18 protein-coding genes and 2 pseudogenes are annotated in these 16,490 nt (G+C 64.0%); 12 read left to right on the top strand and 8 right to left on the bottom strand.

What is annotated here, in order from left to right; translation table 11 throughout:
• Positions 1–333 precede the first annotated feature (333 nt).
• Entirely contained in the window at positions 334–708 is a 375-nt protein-coding gene (locus IVB23_RS05690) for a hypothetical protein (protein WP_063816713.1), read from the top strand.
• Positions 709–826: 118 nt separating this feature from the next.
• Here the strand turns inward: IVB23_RS05690 and IVB23_RS05685 are convergent.
• Positions 827–934, bottom strand: a pseudogene (locus IVB23_RS05685) (aldehyde dehydrogenase family protein); the annotation flags it as partial.
• 50 nt (positions 935–984) lie between these two features.
• On the opposite strand from IVB23_RS05685, the pseudogene IVB23_RS39420 reads away from it, so the two are divergent.
• Positions 985–1,164: pseudogene (locus IVB23_RS39420) on the top strand (FAD-dependent oxidoreductase); the annotation flags it as partial.
• Positions 1,165–1,727: 563 nt separating this feature from the next.
• Here IVB23_RS39420 and IVB23_RS05675 read toward each other — a convergent pair.
• The 6 genes from IVB23_RS05675 to IVB23_RS05650 all read right to left on the bottom strand — a co-directional run bounded on the left by IVB23_RS05675 (position 1,728) and on the right by IVB23_RS05650 (position 7,327).
• Positions 1,728–2,564 carry a transporter substrate-binding domain-containing protein gene (locus IVB23_RS05675; protein WP_247802882.1) on the bottom strand — a complete coding sequence of 279 codons (837 nt, stop codon included), beginning with the start codon at positions 2,562–2,564 and terminating at the stop codon, positions 1,728–1,730.
• Between the two features lie 71 nt (positions 2,565–2,635).
• Complete coding sequence (locus IVB23_RS05670) at positions 2,636–3,118, bottom strand: MaoC family dehydratase (protein ID WP_247802879.1); 483 nt, start codon at positions 3,116–3,118, stop codon at positions 2,636–2,638.
• Between the two features lie 9 nt (positions 3,119–3,127).
• The gene (locus IVB23_RS05665) at positions 3,128–4,711 is read right to left on the bottom strand and encodes a CoA-transferase (protein WP_247802876.1); all 1,584 of its coding nucleotides are present in this window, start codon (positions 4,709–4,711) and stop codon (positions 3,128–3,130) included.
• Between the two features lie 4 nt (positions 4,712–4,715).
• Entirely contained in the window at positions 4,716–5,858 is a 1,143-nt protein-coding gene (locus IVB23_RS05660) for an acyl-CoA dehydrogenase family protein (RefSeq protein WP_247802873.1), read from the bottom strand.
• 11 nt (positions 5,859–5,869) lie between these two features.
• Positions 5,870–6,238 (bottom strand): tautomerase family protein, encoded by a 369-nt coding sequence (locus IVB23_RS05655; RefSeq protein WP_061882201.1) that lies wholly within the window; start codon positions 6,236–6,238, stop codon positions 5,870–5,872.
• Positions 6,239–6,241: 3 nt separating this feature from the next.
• Positions 6,242–7,327, bottom strand: coding sequence for a LacI family DNA-binding transcriptional regulator (locus IVB23_RS05650; protein WP_247802871.1), 1,086 nt, complete (start codon positions 7,325–7,327; stop codon positions 6,242–6,244).
• A 187-nt stretch (positions 7,328–7,514) separates the two neighbouring features.
• Between IVB23_RS05650 and dapA the strand changes: the two genes are divergently transcribed.
• Positions 7,515–8,423 carry a 4-hydroxy-tetrahydrodipicolinate synthase gene (dapA, locus tag IVB23_RS05645; protein WP_247802869.1) on the top strand — a complete coding sequence of 303 codons (909 nt, stop codon included), beginning with the start codon at positions 7,515–7,517 and terminating at the stop codon, positions 8,421–8,423.
• A 5-nt stretch (positions 8,424–8,428) separates the two neighbouring features.
• Here dapA and IVB23_RS05640 read toward each other — a convergent pair whose 3' ends face one another.
• Positions 8,429–9,331 (bottom strand): LysR family transcriptional regulator, encoded by a 903-nt coding sequence (locus IVB23_RS05640; protein ID WP_247802865.1) that lies wholly within the window; start codon positions 9,329–9,331, stop codon positions 8,429–8,431.
• Between the two features lie 192 nt (positions 9,332–9,523).
• Here IVB23_RS05640 and IVB23_RS05635 point away from each other — a divergent pair, with 192 nt between their 5' ends.
• The 9 genes from IVB23_RS05635 (at position 9,524) to IVB23_RS05595 (ending at position 16,490) form a co-directional block, all read left to right on the top strand.
• Positions 9,524–10,714 carry a CoA transferase gene (locus IVB23_RS05635; RefSeq protein WP_247802862.1) on the top strand — a complete coding sequence of 397 codons (1,191 nt, stop codon included), beginning with the start codon at positions 9,524–9,526 and terminating at the stop codon, positions 10,712–10,714.
• On the top strand, positions 10,711–11,874 hold the full coding sequence (locus IVB23_RS05630) for an acyl-CoA dehydrogenase family protein (protein WP_247802860.1): 1,164 nt from the start codon (positions 10,711–10,713) through the stop codon (positions 11,872–11,874). The genes IVB23_RS05635 and IVB23_RS05630 overlap by 4 nt, the downstream gene beginning before the upstream one ends.
• A 10-nt stretch (positions 11,875–11,884) precedes the next feature.
• Complete coding sequence (locus IVB23_RS05625; RefSeq protein ID WP_061882207.1) at positions 11,885–12,292, top strand: MaoC/PaaZ C-terminal domain-containing protein; 408 nt, start codon at positions 11,885–11,887, stop codon at positions 12,290–12,292.
• 3 nt (positions 12,293–12,295) lie between these two features.
• Entirely contained in the window at positions 12,296–12,727 is a 432-nt protein-coding gene (locus IVB23_RS05620; RefSeq protein WP_247802858.1) for a MaoC/PaaZ C-terminal domain-containing protein, read from the top strand.
• Positions 12,724–13,674 (top strand): dihydrodipicolinate synthase family protein, encoded by a 951-nt coding sequence (locus tag IVB23_RS05615; RefSeq protein ID WP_247802855.1) that lies wholly within the window; start codon positions 12,724–12,726, stop codon positions 13,672–13,674. The genes IVB23_RS05620 and IVB23_RS05615 overlap by 4 nt, the downstream gene beginning before the upstream one ends.
• A gap of 16 nt (positions 13,675–13,690) precedes the next feature.
• Complete coding sequence (locus tag IVB23_RS05610; RefSeq protein ID WP_245312173.1) at positions 13,691–13,993, top strand: DUF4286 family protein; 303 nt, start codon at positions 13,691–13,693, stop codon at positions 13,991–13,993.
• Between the two features lie 121 nt (positions 13,994–14,114).
• Positions 14,115–14,951, top strand: coding sequence for an ABC transporter substrate-binding protein (locus tag IVB23_RS05605; protein WP_061882211.1), 837 nt, complete (start codon positions 14,115–14,117; stop codon positions 14,949–14,951).
• 19 nt (positions 14,952–14,970) lie between these two features.
• Complete coding sequence (locus IVB23_RS05600) at positions 14,971–15,702, top strand: amino acid ABC transporter permease (protein ID WP_061882212.1); 732 nt, start codon at positions 14,971–14,973, stop codon at positions 15,700–15,702.
• On the top strand, positions 15,699–16,490 hold the full coding sequence (locus tag IVB23_RS05595) for an amino acid ABC transporter ATP-binding protein (RefSeq protein WP_061882213.1): 792 nt from the start codon (positions 15,699–15,701) through the stop codon (positions 16,488–16,490). Before IVB23_RS05600 ends, IVB23_RS05595 begins: the two co-directional genes overlap by 4 nt.

Here is a 16,490-nt window from a genome sequence, read left to right as displayed (position 1 = left end):
TTGCTGTGCCGGACCAGGCGAATCCGGCACGGCAAGCACGGGCGGCGGGGATCCCGCATCGACGATTAATGGTGCGGTGAGACCGCAAAACCTGCGTCTGCGGCCCTGAGGGTTGCTTCTGGCATGGCTCAAGCTGAGGTCGCGGCCCAATTCGCGATGTCCGCAGGACGCAATCTGGCGTGTTCCGATAATTGACTTGGAACGGCGTCGATCTAGAACTTGTCTAATCGATATCAACCAGGGGGTGTGCACCGGGGACAACGCCGAACGGCTCTGCTAGAGATGTTCTTAGAACGATCTTTGGAATGTTTGTAGGTTCGGGTGGAACTGACCGTGAGGAAAGCCTTCGCTCTCAAGCAAAGCCAGAGTCATTTGCCGGAGCGGATCGCAGTCATACTGGTCTACAGCCCACTTGCGGCGTTGATCGGCAGGGAGCCGTCGACGCGCATGAACTATCTCCTCGAAATTGCGTCGCTCCATACCAGGGCCGAACTCCTTGCACAGCCGGGGCTGGGACGCACGGGCGTACGCCGGATCGAGAAGTGGATGGCCTTTCACGGGCATCGCGTGCGCGACGTCAACGAGAGTCTCGATAGCGTGATCTGCCGTTTTGCGTTCCAACGCTCTTCCGTGCGGAAGGGTAGTCGTCGTTGTCTCTCCTCGGTAACCACCTTGGTACAAGAGCGATCGCGCGAAGCAGCTCAGTAAAATCGCTGGATATCCCGATCGACGAGAGGCGGGAGGCCGGCCGGAAATGCGATGATGTCTGCAGTGACGTGTTCACGGCGATTTCCGTTCAATCGAAGTCGAACTTGACGCCCTGGGCGAGCGGATTGCCGACGGAGATGGAGGCATAGACCTTCTTCAGCCGCGGCACGAAGCTGTCATAGAGGTGCTCGTGAACGAAGAGGCGTCGCAGCGTTGTGCAAACGCGCCTCGGACAACCCGACCCGCGGGCGGACGCAAAAGAGGACGTCGGAGCCGATGCTAGGCAACGCCAGATCCCGCGGTCTCTGGGAATTGACCGCACCACCGGCGCCTGACATCGCCGGACTGAACGGCTCGATCAAGGTCGACACGGCCATCGTCGGCGGCGGATATACTGGTCTGTCGGCCGCGCTCCATCTCGCTGAGGCGGGTGCCAATGTCGCGCTGCTCGAGTCGGTGGATACCAGCAGGCGGGAAATCCTCGGCGATGCAGGCAAGGTCACAACGATACGCAACGCTTTGCGCAATGTGTTCAACGGTTTATGGTGGAAAAATCAACGAAAGCAGAGGTTGCGAAAGGTGGCGCTTTTCCGTAGCGCCCATGATGGATTGGAACGAGAGTTAAGCTATTCAAATACTTAGAGGGTGGTGTGTGCACGACGTGTGCACCGAGAGAGCAAGAAAAATCTTTCGACAGCCAACGAGGAGCAAGCCTTCTGAAGCGGACGGGGTCGGCCTTCAGTGGTGCGAGTGCAAGGCAGAGTTTTCGAGGATGACCGCAGACTAGTGCGAGTGCTGACGAGCAACCTCAGTTCTCGAAGATGAAAATTGTCACTCAATTGCCACTTAATCGCATGGTCGTGCTGATCGATCCGAGATCAAATCGTTCCTAGGGTATTGGCTGGTCGCGTTCCCCGCGACCAACGAGTATAGCGGGCGGATGCTGTTCTCCCATCAACGGCAGTTGTTGATAGGGTCGATCTTATATGCGCGGCCACACATGAGGCAGCGCAAGCTTGTTAATTGGTCGGCCCGTCGCCGCGAATGGCGAACGTCGTGGCCTTCAGTTTGGTCATGCCGAACTTGTCGAACAGCTTGTCATAGGTGCCGTCGGCGCGGATCGCAGTGAGGGCATCGGCGGCGGCCTGCGCGAGCTGCTTGTCGCGAAAGGCAAACGTAATGTCTGTGCCGGCGATGTCGCGGACCCAGATCTTTGCGATGCCCTTCTGCTCGAGCGAGTTGGCGGTCTCGTTGATGTTGAGCGCGGCCTCGAGCTGCCCGGCGCGCAGTGCCGCAGAGGTGGCGGTGACGGTGGTGAAGGTGCGCAGCTCGATCGGCTTGAGGCCCTTGGCCTCCGTCGCGATGCTGAACTCGCGCGCTTTGCGCTCGGTGTAGGTCGCCGATTCCACGCCGACGACGCGGCCGGCGAGATCCTCGAACTTTTCGAGCTTCAGGCTGGAGGAGGGATCGGTGTAGATGCTGATCGCCTGCTGCGCATAAGGCACGAGGTAGAGCATCTTCGAGCGCTCCTCGGTCCAGAACAGGCCGGTGTTGATGGCATCGAACCGCCCCGAGCGCAGCGCCGGGATCATCGGCGGGAAGTCCATGCGCAGGAACACCGCCTCGACGCAGATGCGCTTGGCGATCTCGCGGGCGAGCTCGACGTTGAGGCCCTGTAGTTCGCCCTTGTCGTCGACGAATTGCTGCGGCGGCAGCGTCGGGTTGATCGACATCTGCCATTTCGGCGCCTCGATCAGGCTCGACGCCGGAACCTTCGGCGTGCAGGTCTGGGCACCGGCGGCCTGCGTCAGGCCGGCCAGAAGAACGAGGGCGGAGAAGATTTTGGGAAATCGCATCTGAATACTCCGATCAAATCGTGGATGGCAGAGGAGCCGTTCTCCGGTCCGAAGTCTTCTTCATTGTCTCGTCATGTGGCCGCCACAGCATCGGCTTGCCGGGTCAGGATCAGCGAGATGTGGCGCGCCGCGGTCACCACCTCGTCGCGCTGGTTGAGGAGGTCGAGCGTCTCGACGACGATGCCGCGCGCGGGGTTTTTGGTCGGCCGCTTCTCGACGAATCGGAAGCGCACCCGCAAGCTATCGCCAGCGACGATGGGACCCCTGAATTTGACCTCGTCCCAGCCTAGCGAGGCGACCGAGGTCTCCTCGTACAGCTTCAGTTCCGACTTCAGCCCTTCCATCAGGGACAGGCCGAACAGGCCATGGCCAATCACCGCGGGAAAGCCGCGGGAGCGCGCATAGGCGCCATCGACATGGAGCGGATGATGATCGCGCGTGACGTCGGCGAAGACTGCGATGTCGGCCTCCGTCACGGTGTGCACGGCGGTCTCGAACTCCGCGCCGAGCGCGATGTCCTCGTAGCGGAGATTGATCGGGGCGCTCGTGTCCATGCTGATCCCTCAGGCAACCTTGCGCGGCCGCGCGGGGAGGGCCTTGAAACTCTGCGCGATTCCCATCGGGCCGGAGCGGAAGATGCGTGGGTCCATGTCTTTCAGTTGCGGGCTGATGCGTGGGCGAAAGCCCATATGGGCGAGGATGTCCTGCTCCAGCCGCACGCCGGGCGCGATCTCGGTCAGCGTCACGTGGCCGCTCTCCAGCTCGAACACGGCGCGCTCGGTGATGTAGCTGACATGCTGGCCGCGCTGCGCGGCGAGGGAAGCGCTGAAGCTGATCTGGCCGACTTGTGGGACAAACTTGTGGAAAGCGCCGTCGCGCCGGATCGCGAGGCGGCCGTTCTCGACACCGATGTCGAACTTGCCGCCGGTCATGGTGCCGCTGAAGATCAGCCGCTTGGCATTCTGGGTGATGTCGATGAAGCCGCCGGAGCCGTCGCGGCGCTCGCCGAAGCGCGTGACGTTGACGTTGCCCGCCTCGTCCACCTCGGCGAAGGAGAGGAAGGCGCAGGAGAGGCCGCCGCCGTCATAGAAGTCGAACTGATAGGCCTGGTCGAGAATGACGCGCGGATTGATCGCAGTGCCGAATTCGCGGGCATGACCCGGCACGCCGCCAACCACGCCGGATTCCACCGTCAGCGTGATCAGGTCGGAGATGCCTTCCTCGGCCGCGACATTGGGGATCATTGCGGAGATGCCGACGCCGAGATTGACGACGTCGCGCGGGAGCAATTCGAAGGCGGCGCGGCGGGCGATCACCCGCCGCTCGGTGAGCGGATCGGGCGTGATCATCGCCTCTGGAACCCGCGTCTCGCCGCAGCGCGCGGGGTCATAGGCGGTGCCGTAAGTCTGCATCTGCTCGGGCTCGAGCACGACATGGTCGATCAGGAAGCCGGGGATCTTGACCATCTGCGGATGAATCGAGCCGCGCTTCACGATGCGCTTAACCTGGCAGATCACGGTGCCGCCGGCATTGTGCACGGCCTGCGCGATCGACAGATCCTCGCGCGTCGTGCCCTCGTGCTCCATGCTGATATAGCCGTCCTCGTCGGCCGAGGTCCCGCGGATGATGGCGACGTCGGGCGGGGCGGGGACGCGGTACAGCAGCCAGGACTGGCCGTGTAGCTCGAGCAGGTCGACCAGCGGCGCGGTGGTGCGCTTGTTCATGCGCCCGCCATCCTGGCGCGGGTCCATGTAGGTGTTGAGGCCGACATGGGTGAGCACGCCCGGATGCTTCGCGGCCATGGCACGGCAGAGCTGGCTCATCACGCCTTGCGGGAAATTATAGGCGTCGATCAGCTCGTCGCGGACGAGGCGCATGAACGGCACCTGGAGCCCGAAGTTGCCGCCGATCACGCGCGCGATCAGGCCTTCATGGGCGAGATGGCAGAGGCCCTTCTCGGTCACGGCGCCGACGCCGGTGATGTTGATCAGCGTCAGATTGTGCGGGCCGTGACCGCCGAGGAAACGCTGCTCCAGTGCGTCGAGAATGGCTTCGGCAGCGCCGGTGCCGCCATTGCCGCCGACGATCAGCGTGTCAGAGTCGCGGATGAGACCGGCGGCCTCTGCCGCAGTGATGATGCTCAGCATGCCCTCACGCGGCCTCCTTCTCGACCTGGCGGGCGATGATCAGCCGCTGGATCTGGTTGGTGCCCTCGTAGATCTGGGCGAGGCGGACGTCGCGGAAGATGCGCTCGATCCGATACTCGCGCGAATAGCCGTTGCCGCCGTGGATCTGCAGCGCGTTGGAGACGTGTTTCATCGCCATGTCGGTGGTGAACAGCTTTGCCTGCGCCGCCTCCTTGGCGATCGGCTCGCCGGCATCGTGCAGACGCGCGGCATGGTGGATCAGCAGGCGCGCGGCGGCGATGTCGGTCGACATGTCCGCGAGCATGAACTGCACCGCCTGGAAGCCGATGATGGCCTGGCCGAACTGCTTGCGGTCCCTGGCATAGGCGGTCGCGTCCTCGAACGCAGCCTGCGCCATGCCGAGCGCCATCGAGGCCATCATCAGCCGGCTGAAGTTGAAGTTTCTCATGGCCATCTTGAAGGCCTGGTTCTCCGGTCCCATCACGCTGTCGGCTGGCAGGCGCACGTCGGAGAAGGTGATCTGGCAGTCGTCGAGGCCGTGCATGCCGAGCAGCTCCTCGTTCTTGCCGCGCGTGATGCCTGGCAGGGCGCCGTCGACGAGAAGACAGGAGATGGCGCGATGGCCCGCATCTGCGCCGGTGCGCGCGAACACCATGATGTGATCGGCGACGCCGCCGAGCGTCACCCAGGCCTTGGTGCCGTTGAGCCGCCAGCCATTGCCTTCGCGCACCGCGTCGGTGCGGATGCTAGCTACGTCGGAGCCGTGGTCCGGCTCGGAGACGGCGGTCGCGGGAATGATGTCGCCGCTCAGAATCTGCGGGATCAGCGCCTTGTGCGCCTCGGTGCCGTGATGATCGAAGAACAGCACGGCCTCGACCGGGATCGCAAAGGCGTTGGCGACCGCGCCGGAGCAGCGCGCCAGCTCCTCCATGGCGATGCAGGCCGCGACCGCATCGAGACCGGCGCCGCCGGCGCCTTCGCGCAGGCAGATGCCAAACAGGCCGAGATCGGCCATGCCCTTGTAGAGCGCGCGGTCGAAGCGGTCCTCGCGATCGATCGCCGCGGCGCGCGGCAGGATTTCTGCCTCCGCGAAGCGGCGGGCGGTCCCGCGCAGGGCCTTCTGGTCTTGACTATAGAAGCGGTCCATGGCGTGCTCCGTCAGTCGCTGGCGAGCTTGGAATCGTGGGAGACTTCGCTGCGGTCGCGATCGCAGAAATACACCGCGACGTCGTCGCCCGACACGCCATAGGCGCTGCACACGCCACGGGTCAGCGCGATGGCGGCGGCGCGGCGCTCGGCCTCGCTGCGGCGGAAGGCGTGGACCTTGAGCAGGATGCGCTGGCCGGTGGCCTCCGCGCCAAACCTGCCGGCATGGGCGTAGTCGTCCGGCGCAATGTTCGGGAAATAGAGTGTGACCGTGTCGGCCGTGACACCGAACGCCGACATCAGGCCGTCCGTCACCGAGCGCGCCAGAGCGGCCTTGCGCTGGACCGGAGCTTGCGGGGCGAGCACTTCGACATAGGGCATCGATCAGACCTTCGCGGACTTGGCAGCAGATGATTTGGATGAAGACGATTTGGACTTGCCGGATTTCGCAGGAGCCGTGGCGTCGAAGTGGCGGCAGGAGTCGCGCTTGATCAGCCGGGCGCCGACGCGATATTCGCGGACACCGTCATTGCCATTACCCTTGGCGTCCATGCGATGCAGCAGTCGGTCGACGGCGAGATTGGCAAGATCCCGCGCGCCATTGTCGACGATGCTGATGGCCGGACGATGCCATTCGAACCACGGCATGTCCTCATAACAGAGCAGCGAGAGATCATCGGGAATGGTGATGTTCCGTTCCGCCGTGACGCGCAACACGCCGAGCGTCGCCTCGTGATTAGCAACGAAGATCGCGCTCGGCGGGCGGGGGAGGTCGAGGAGCTTGCGGCAGCAGGTCACGCCGGTCTCGGGCACGTAGTGGCCGGCATGAATCAACGTGTCGTCCCTTGCGATGCCGGCTTCGCGTAGCGCGCGGACATAGCCGGACAAGCGTTCGCGGCCCGACGTGGTGTGCTGACGGCCGACGATCAGTCCGATGCGCTTGTGCCCGAGCTCGATCAGATGACGCGTACCCAGATAAGCGCCTTGCGGATCGTCCGCGAGCACGGTCTCGAGATCGGTCGCGTCATCGCGCCGCACCAGGCAGACGATCGGTATGTCCTTCGCCAGCGCCTTGAGCTGCGCGCCGTTCTTGCCGGTTGGGACCACGATCAGCCCGTCGATGCGGTGGTCGACCAGCGTGGTGAGGGTGTCGCTCTCCTGCTGCGGATCGTCGCCGCCGATGCACAGAAGCATCTGATAACCCAGCGCCTTCAGGCGCGCCTGCACCACTTCGGCCATTACCTGGAACGAGGCGTTGGTGAGATTGTGGACGAGGAGCGCCACGAGGCGCGACTGTCCGGTCTTGAGGCCCCGCGCGATCGGGTTCGGCCGGTAGCCGAGCTCGCGCGCGATGAGCAACAGGCGCTGCTGCGTGCGTTCGCTGGTCAGGCCGGTTCCCGTCAGCGCCCGGGACGCAGTGCTGACTGAAACACGGGCCGCTTGTGCCACATCTTTGAGCGTGACGCTCATCAAACCCACCGATACACTGCAAACGATTGCAGAAACGCTAAGAGCATATCCTGCGCGGATCAAGTTCAAAAAATGGATGGTGTTGCCCAATGCTGAGCCATTTATGCAAACGATTGCGTAATCATTGCGGATATTCCGCAGGCAGCGCCCGCCGTCTGAATTCACCCGAGCGCCCGGCAGTACCTCGATGAAGACGTTTCGCGGCACCTACACCGTCATGATCACCCCGTTCACGGCGGGGGGCGAGGTCGATGTTGCGGCCTTGCGCGCCTTCGTCGACTGGCAGATCGCGCAGGGCATTCACGGGCTAATCCCGCTCGGCTCGACCGGCGAGTTCCTGTCCATGGACGATGACGAGAAGGCGCTGGTTGCCGAGGTCGTCATTCGCCAGGCCGCGGGCCGCGTGCCGGTGCTGATCGGTACCGGCGCGGAGGATACGCGCGAGGTCGTGCGTCTCAGCCGCCGTGCCGAAAAACTGGGCGCGGACGGCGTCATGATAATTCCGCCGTTCTATTCGACGCCGACCGACGACGAGCTGGTGCATCACTACAAAACGGTGGCCGAAGCGATCGCGCTGCCGATCATGGTCTACAACAATCCCGCGACCGCCAATGTCGATCTCAAGCCGCCACTTGTGGCGCGCATCGCCGAGATCGACAACTGCCTCTATATCAAGGAGTCGACGCTGGAGGTGACGCGCGTGCGCGACATCATCCGCCTCTGCGGCGACAGGATGACGGTGTTCGGCGGCATCCTCGGCTTCGAATCCTTCGTCGAGGGCGCGCAGGGCTGGGTGGCCGTGGCCTCCAACGTGGTTCCGGCGGAGATGGCCCGCATCTTCAGCCTCGTCGCCGACCACGGCGCGATCAAGGACGCGCGCGAGCTCTATCTCAAATACCTGCCGGTGATCGAGTTCGTCGGCGGCCAGGCCTACGTCGCCGGCAGCAAGGCGCTGCTCAGTCATATGGGCTTTGCAGCCGGCCATCCGCGCCCGCCGCGACTGCCACTTCCCGCAGCACAGGATGCTGCCGCGCTGGCGTTGGTCGGGCGCTTCGGTCTGACCTGGCCGGATGCATCAAAGCGGGCGAGCGCATGAAGGCCTCACTGCCGCGCCACTGCAATCCGGGCCGCGATCTCCTCGCGCGCGTGCCTGATCAGGGATTGCGTCAGCCGTTGCTGCATGCGGCCGGCCGGCACGACGGCAGATACGGTGACCTCGGTCTTCGGTTTGAACGGTATGCTCCTGAGGCGGCTATAGCGCGTCGAGGACGCCGTCAGCTCGTCCATGATGGTCACCCCGAGCCCTTCTTCGACGAAATGTCCGGCGACATTCATGAAGCGCACCTCAATGGCGGGAGCGAAGTTGACGGCGCTGCGGCGAAACGCCTCCTGGATCAGGCTGCTGATGCGGCTCGAGGTGCGGGCGTTGATCAGAGGCATATCGCGCAGATCGGTCGGACTGACGAAGCTCAATTGCGTCAGCGGGCTATCAGCCGGGCAGGCACAGACCATGTCGAGCTGGGCCAGCGGCAAATAGTCCAGCGTCGGACGCGGATGCGGCTCCATGGCGAAGCCGACATCGACGACACCGGTCTCGACATATTCCAGGAGGTCGTCGAGCCGCTGCGTCTCAAGCGAAATTTCGACGCCGCAATGGTCGCGGCTGAAGCGAGCGACAACTTGCGGCAGCAGCGATTCCGACAATTCGGATGTCGCGATGATCCGCATCCGTCCCTTGCGGCCGGCGCGCAGATGCGCGGCCGTCTGGCTGATCAGGTCCTGCATCAGGAACAGCGGCTCGGCCTCCGCGAGCAGGATCTGCGCCTCCTGCGTCGGGATCATGCGCTTGCTGACGCGGTCGAACAGCAGGAAGCCGAGCGTGGTCTCCGCGTGCTTGATGGCGTTGCTGACCGCCGGCTGCGACATGCCGAGATCCTTCGCCGCCGCGACCGTGGATCGCGTGCGCATCACGGCACGCAGGATTTCAAGCTGTCGAAGATTCATCGGGATGGTCCGGTCACAGGTGAGCGACGACAGTGTGCATCATAGATTTTGGTTATCAACCTCGCCCGGAAAATAATTGATGGCGATGTTGTCGATCATCGAAGTGTCAGCCTACGCTTCATGCGAAGACATCGCGCGATGGACGAAGCATTCTCAAATGCGAAAGCCTGAGCGCCAGCATGGTGTGAACGCATGAACCTGCTCGACGGCGTCAAGATCCTCAGCTTCAATCATTACCTCGCGGGGCCGCTTGCCGCGCAGACGCTCGCTGATCTCGGCGCCGACGTCATCGCGGTCGAGCCGATCGAGGGTGCGTTTCAGCGCAACTGGGCGGTCGCCAACCACTTTGTCGCAGGCGATAGCGTCAATCATCTGGCCACGGGGCGCAACAAGCGCAGCCTCGCCGTCGATCTCAAGCATCCCGACGGCGTCGCCGCGGTGAAGAGGCTGGTCGCGACCGCCGATGTCGTCATGGAGAATTTCCGGCCGGGCACCATGGCCAAGCTCGGTCTCGGCTACGACACGCTGAAGGCAATCAACCCCGCCCTGATCTATGCGGTCGCGACCGGCTTCGGTTCAGAGGGGCCATACAAGGATCGCCCCGGCCAGGATCTGCTGCTCCAGGCGATGTCCGGCCTTGCGATGCGGACCGGGCGGGCGGACGGCGAGCCGACGGCGGTCGGCGCTGTCATCGTCGATCAGCACGCCGCCTCACTCTACGCCATGAGCATTCTCGCGGCGCTGTTCGCGCGGATCAAGACCGGGAAGGGCCAACTCGTCGAGGTCAATCTCTATCAGGCCGCCCTTGATCTCCAGGTCGAGCCGCTGACGGCGTGGCTGAATGGCGCGCCATCGCCGACCTCGCGCGGTCCGGCCGGTATCGCGGCGTGGTTCAGCCCCGGGCCTTACGGCGTCCACGCCACGGCGGACGGTCATATGGCGATCTCCATGGCTACGCCGAGCGCGCTCGCGGTCGCGCTTGAGAGCGAAGAGCTGCAGCAATTCGCCGACACCGACAGCTTCTCGAAGCGCGAGGAGATCACGCGGATCGTTGCTATCAGGCTGAAGCAGAAGTCGACGTCCGACTGGCTGCCTTCGCTTGAAGCCGCGCGGGTCTGGCATGCGCCGGTGCAGGATTATCGCGATCTCGAGTCCGATCCTCAGCTTAAACATCTGGGCGTGTTCAAGAGCGCCGAGAGCGCAGGTGGCGCGCCAATCCGGATGGTCGCCCATCCCGCGCGCTATGACGGGCAGACGCCGGAGGTACGGCTGGTGCCGCAGCGGCTGGGCGCGCAGACGCGCGAGGTGCTCGGCGAGATCGGCTATGGCGCTGCCGACATTGACGCGATGATCGCCGGCAAGGCCGTGGGAGTGGCGCGATGATCGATTTTTCCCTCCCCGAGGAGACGCGCCTCCTGGTCGACACCGTCCGCCGTTTCGTCGAGACGGAGGTGCAGCCGCTCGAAGACGTCGTCGAGCAGACCGCCAAAGTGCCGGCCGATGTGCTGGCGGTCACCAAGGCCAAGGCGCAGAAGCTCGGCCTTTACGCCATGAACATGCCGGCGGATGTCGGCGGCGGCGGGCTGTCCTGCGTCGAGCATTGCCTGGTCGAAGAAGAGTTCGGTAAGACCTCCGACGCGCTGATCCGTCGCGTGTTCGGCCAAGTCTATCCGATGCTGATGGCCTGCAAGGGCGATCAGGTCGAGCGTTATCTGCTGCCGACGGTGAAGGGGGACAAGATCTGCGCCATGGCAATCACCGAGCCGGGCGCCGGCTCCGACGCCGCGTCAATCAGCACGACCGCACATCTCGATGGCGACGAATGGGTGCTCAACGGCACCAAACACTTCATCAGCGACGGCGACATCGCCGACTACATCATCCTGATGGCGCTGACTGACAGGGACAAGCGCGCCCGCGGCGGCATCACGCTGTTCCTGGTCGACCGCGACACGCCCGGCTTCAAGGTCGCGCGCACCCAGCCGATGATGGGCCATCGGGGTTATGGCCATGCCGAGCTGAGCTTCGAGGATTGCCGCATCCCGAAGACGGCCGTGCTTGGCGAGGTCGGCGGCGGCTTCAAGCTGATCATGCAGAGCGTGCTCCAGATCCGGCTTGCCCATATCGGCGCGCGCGCCGTCGGCATGGCGCAGCGCGCGCTGGAGATGATGCGCAGGCACGCCGGCGAACGGCGCCAGTTCGGCCAGCTGATCGGCGATTTCCAGATGGTGCAGAAGCTGATCGCCGATTCCGCCACCGAGATCTTCGGCGTCAAGATGATGGTGATGAATGCCGCCTGGGACATCGATCAGGGCAAGGATGCGCGCGACAAGGTCTCGATGATCAAGGTCGCGGCGTCCGAGATGCAGGGCCGCGTGGTCGACCGTGCCATCCAGGTGTTCGGCGGCATGGGCTTCAGCAAGGACCTGCCGCTGGAGCGGATGTATCGCGACGCCCGCGTCACCCGGATCTATGACGGCACCTCCGAAATCCACCGCATGCTGGTCGCGCGCAGCACCATCAAGAACGGCTTGCAGCTCTAGGAAACGATCGATGTCCCACGCACCTCTCAAGCCCGGCGCCGCCTTCGCCTTCCGCAAGACCATGACTGTGGCCGAGCAGGCGATGTTCACCGGCATCAGCGGTAATCTCGGCGGTCTCTATGTTGATGCCGTCCGCGCCAAAAAGGCCGGCGCGTCGAACATGGTCGCCTTCGAGCTTGCCGTTGGCGGTCTCGCCACCACCTGCCTGAGCCAGCTCGGTGGTCCCACGCGGCGGATCGGCAGCATCGCGCTGAATTTTGCCGCGCCCGTGATCGTTGGCGAGTCCGTCGAAGCCAAAGCTGAGATCGTCTCGGTTGCAGGGGAGGAGGCGGTCTGCCGGGTCACCTGCACGCTGTCGCCCTCCGGCGCAACGGTGGTGGACGGCACCGCAACGCTGGTTCCCTTCACGAAGGGCTGAGCCATGTACGAGCCAAAGTCCTTCGACGATCTCAAGGTCAACGACAGGGTCAGCCTGAGCAAGACCATCACCGAGGCCGATGGTGCGCTCTACATCGCCGCGACCGGTGATTTCGGCCCCGTCCATGTCGACGAGGTCTATGCCGGCGCGACGCGCTTCGGCCGTAGGCTGGCGCCAGGGATCATGGTCGCCGGCCTCTGCACGAGCATCCTCACCTCTGAGCTGGTCGGCACGATCGGCGTCTCCGTGGAGGACCGGTTCTGGTTCACAGGTCCCGTGTTCTACGGCGACACGCTCACCTTCGATGTCTGGATCGCCGAGCAGCACGATGAGACCCGCACGATCATCTGGGAGGCGAGCGTACGCAACGAGGGCGGCCTTGAAGTGCTGAAGGCGCGGGCGAGCCTGAAATTCCCACGGCGGAAACCGTCATGAGCAAGCCGACGAAGAAACCGGATCTGCGTGGCGTCACGGTGGCGACCGTGCTGCCGTTCAGGAACGACAGCTCGATCGACTGGGACGGCTATGCCCGCGTGCTGGATTATTGCGCGTGCCCTGATGGCATCGCGGCGGTGTTTGTCAATGGTCACGCGGGCGAGGGCGGATCGCTTTCGGACGACGAACGTCAGGCCGTGATCGAGCGAACGCGCCGGCAGATCGGCGCCAAGCCGCTGCTTTCAGGCATCATCGCGCATTCGACGGCGGAAGCGATCCACCAGGCCCAGCTCGCGGAAGCGGCCGGCGCCGATTGCGCCGTGTTGTTCCCGCCTGCGCCGCTAGGCGGCGGCGCTTCGGCGACCTCACGCGCGCCACTGGCTTTCGTGCAAGCGCTCAGCTCCGCGATCGGAATTCCGGTCTCGATCTTCCAGTATCCGCTGGCGTCCGGGTTTGGCTATTCGCCGGAGACGCTGGCGAAGATCGCAGCGCTCGAAAGCGTCATCGCCATCAAGGAGGGCAGCGACACCATGCTGGCCTATGACGAGAACCGGCGAGCGGTGAAGCAGGCGGATCCATCTGTCGCGATCCTGCCGTCGAACTTCAACTGGTTCCTGCCGCAGCTCGCCGTCGGCGGCGACGGCATTCTCTCCGGCCTTGTCAGCCTCGCGCCGCATCTGTTCGCAGCGCTCTGGCAGGCCTCGCTCGCCGACGACCTCAAGACGATGCGCGCCGTCAATGAGCGGCTCTATCCGATCGTCCGCGCCATCTACGGACCCGCCCCGATCATGGACATGCACACCCGCATGAAGGTCGGGCTGAAGGCGCTCGGCCTGATCCGCAATGCCGATCCGCGGCCGCCGCTGCTGCCGGTTCTGCCAGCGCTGTGCGATGCCATTGCAACCACCGTCGGCGCGGCGCGCGCGGCCGGCGACATCCGCACTTAGCATGAGGGGCGAGCCGATGCCGGACGACGCCTTCATCCACATCGTGCGGGTCGACATCGATCCAGAGCACGAGGCTGCGTTCAACGCCTGGTACGAGCAGAGGCATTTTCCGGATCTGCTCGCCTGTCCCGGCTGGTTGTCGGCAAAGCGCTTCGTCTCGGTCGGCGACGGGCCGAAATACGCCGCCATGTACGAGGTTGCAGGACGCTGGGCGTTCGAAACGCCGGAGTTTTTGAAAGTGAAGGGATTCGGCCAGTTCGAATCCCTGGTGAAGAATTTCATGCGCATCCAGCTCAGGCCGATGTCGGGAACGGCTTGAGCAGGTCGAAGACGATGCTGCCGGCCGTGTCACGAGATCCGTCCGGCCGCATCCAACAAGCATCGAGGGGAATCCCGGGCGAGGAACTGCATCGGTCATTGGCGTCTTACTGGAGGTATCCATGGTCTCGACACTGTTTCGCTTGGGTGCGGCTGCCGCACTCGTTCTCGCATCCACGGCGGTGCATGCCGCCTGTACGCCCGCAATCACCGATGGCAATCTGATTGCGCCCGGCAAATTGCAGCTCTCCATCAACCCGACCAATCCGCCGCAGCAATTCGTCGACAAGGACGGTCAGCTGCAAGGCCTCAATGTCGAGCTCGCCGCCGAGCTCGGCAAGCGGTTGTGTCTTCCGGTCGAACTCGTCCGGATGGATTTTCCGGCCATGATTCCCGCCTTGGGCGCAGCGCGCATCGATGGCGTGAATACCGGCATGTTCTGGACCGAGGAGCGCTCCAAGCTGATGTACATGGTGCCGTATGCCATTCAGGCCATTTCGGTCGTGGTGGCTCCCGACAGCGGCACAAAAATTGCTACCGAAAACGATCTGATCGGAAAATCATCCGCCGTCGAGGTCAGCAGCTACCAGATGAACTGGCTCAAGAAGCTCAGCGATGCCAGCGTAGCGAAAAGCGGAGCGGCCGTCGAGATGCGGACGTTCCCGACTGCGACCAACGTCGTCAGCGCGCTGCTTGCGGGCCAGGTTGACAATGCGCTGCTGGTCGACAGCGTGGCACGCGATCTCGTCGGCCGCGGTCGTGTGAAGGAAGTCCTGAGCGGGCTCGGCACGGCCAGGACCACGCTTGGCTTCCGCAACAAGACGGTCGCCGATACCGTCGTCAAGGCGCTCAACGCGATGCGCTCCGACGGCAGCTACCAAGCCCTGTTCGACAAGTTCGGCCTGACCAGTATGCCGGCCGACCAGCCGCTTGCGATCGCCGGCCCCGGTCCGGCCTGATACCCACGGAGACGAGCCGATGAGCCATTTCAGTCCGACGGCCGCCGTCAGCTACTTCTTCAACTACTTCCTGATGAAGGGAGTGCTCGTCACCATCGGCTTGACGGTGGCGGCGGTCGTCGGCGGATTGATCCTCGGCATGGGCATCGCATTGTTGCGCATGTCGTCCAATCCGGTGCTCGCGGGCGCCGCACGCTTCTACATCTGGTTCTTCCGCGGCACCCCGCTCCTGATCCAGCTGGTGGTGATCTACAGCGGCTTGCCGCAGCTGGGGATCAAGTTCAGCGTGATCACCTGCGCGCTCGTCGGCTTGATCCTCAACGAGGCCGCCTATCTCGCCGAGATCGTGCGCAGCGGCTTCATGGCGGTGTCGGCGGGCCAGCGCGAGGCCGCCTGGGCGCTCAGCCTGTCGCCCTGGGTCACGTTCCGCCGTGTGACCCTGCCGCAGGCGTTCCGGCTGATGATCCCGCCGCTCGGCAACTCCATCAACTCGCTGTTGAAGGCAACCTCGCTCGCTTCCGTGATCTCGGTTGAGGAGCTGATGCGCCGCAGCGACATGCTGATGCAGGAGCATTTCCAGATCCTAGAGGTCTATGCGGCTGCGACGGCGTATTACCTGATCCTCACCTCTGTCTGGGATGCGGTTCAACGCCGGCTCGAGAAGCATTTCGGTCGATCGAGTGCCGCGAAAACCAGGCGGGTCGCAGCGAGCGCGCCGGTTGCGCAGGCGAGTGTGGAGGCCCGTGCATGAGCGAGAGATCGATGGCTAGGGCCGAAGGTGCAACAGTGCAGCCGCAGCTCCGTGGGGTGCCTGCGGTCCGCATGGAGGCGGTCTACAAGCACTATGGCGACTTCACCGCGTTGAACGAGGTCGATCTCAAGGTCGCCAAGGGCGAGAAGATCGTGGTCTGCGGTCCCTCGGGCTCGGGCAAGTCGACGCTCATCCGCTGCATCAACCACATCGAGAAGCATGATGAGGGCCTGATCTACGTCAACGGCGTCGAGCTCGACCATCAGCGCAAGAACATCGACGCCGTCAGGCGCGACACCGGCATGGTGTTCCAGAGCTTTAATCTGTTTCCGCACATGACGGTGCTGGAGAATTGTACCCTGGCGCCGATGACCGCGAACGGGATGAGCGAGGCCGAGGCCAAGGATCTCGCGATGCATTTCCTGACCAAGGTCCGGATTCCGGACCAGGCGGCGAAATTTCCCGGGCAACTCTCCGGCGGTCAGCAGCAGCGCGTCGCGATCGCGCGGGCGCTGTGCATGCGGCCAAAGATCATGCTGTTCGACGAGCCGACCTCCGCACTCGATCCCGAGATGGTCAAGGAGGTGCTGGAGACCATGAAGAAGCTCGCCGAGGAGGGCATGACCATGCTGTGCGTGACGCATGAGATGGGCTTTGCCCGCGAGGTCGCCGACCGCATCGTGTTCATGAACGAGGGCAAAGTGGTCGAGCAGGCCGCGCCGGAGGAATTCTTCAAGCATCCGAAGTCGGAGCGGGCGCGAACGTTCCTCGACCAGATCATTCATTAG

The organism is Bradyrhizobium sp. 191 (assembly GCF_023100985.1).
GTDB classification, from domain to species: Bacteria; Pseudomonadota; Alphaproteobacteria; order Rhizobiales; family Xanthobacteraceae; genus Bradyrhizobium; species Bradyrhizobium diversitatis.
This window is presented reverse-complemented; position numbering and strand designations above follow the sequence as displayed.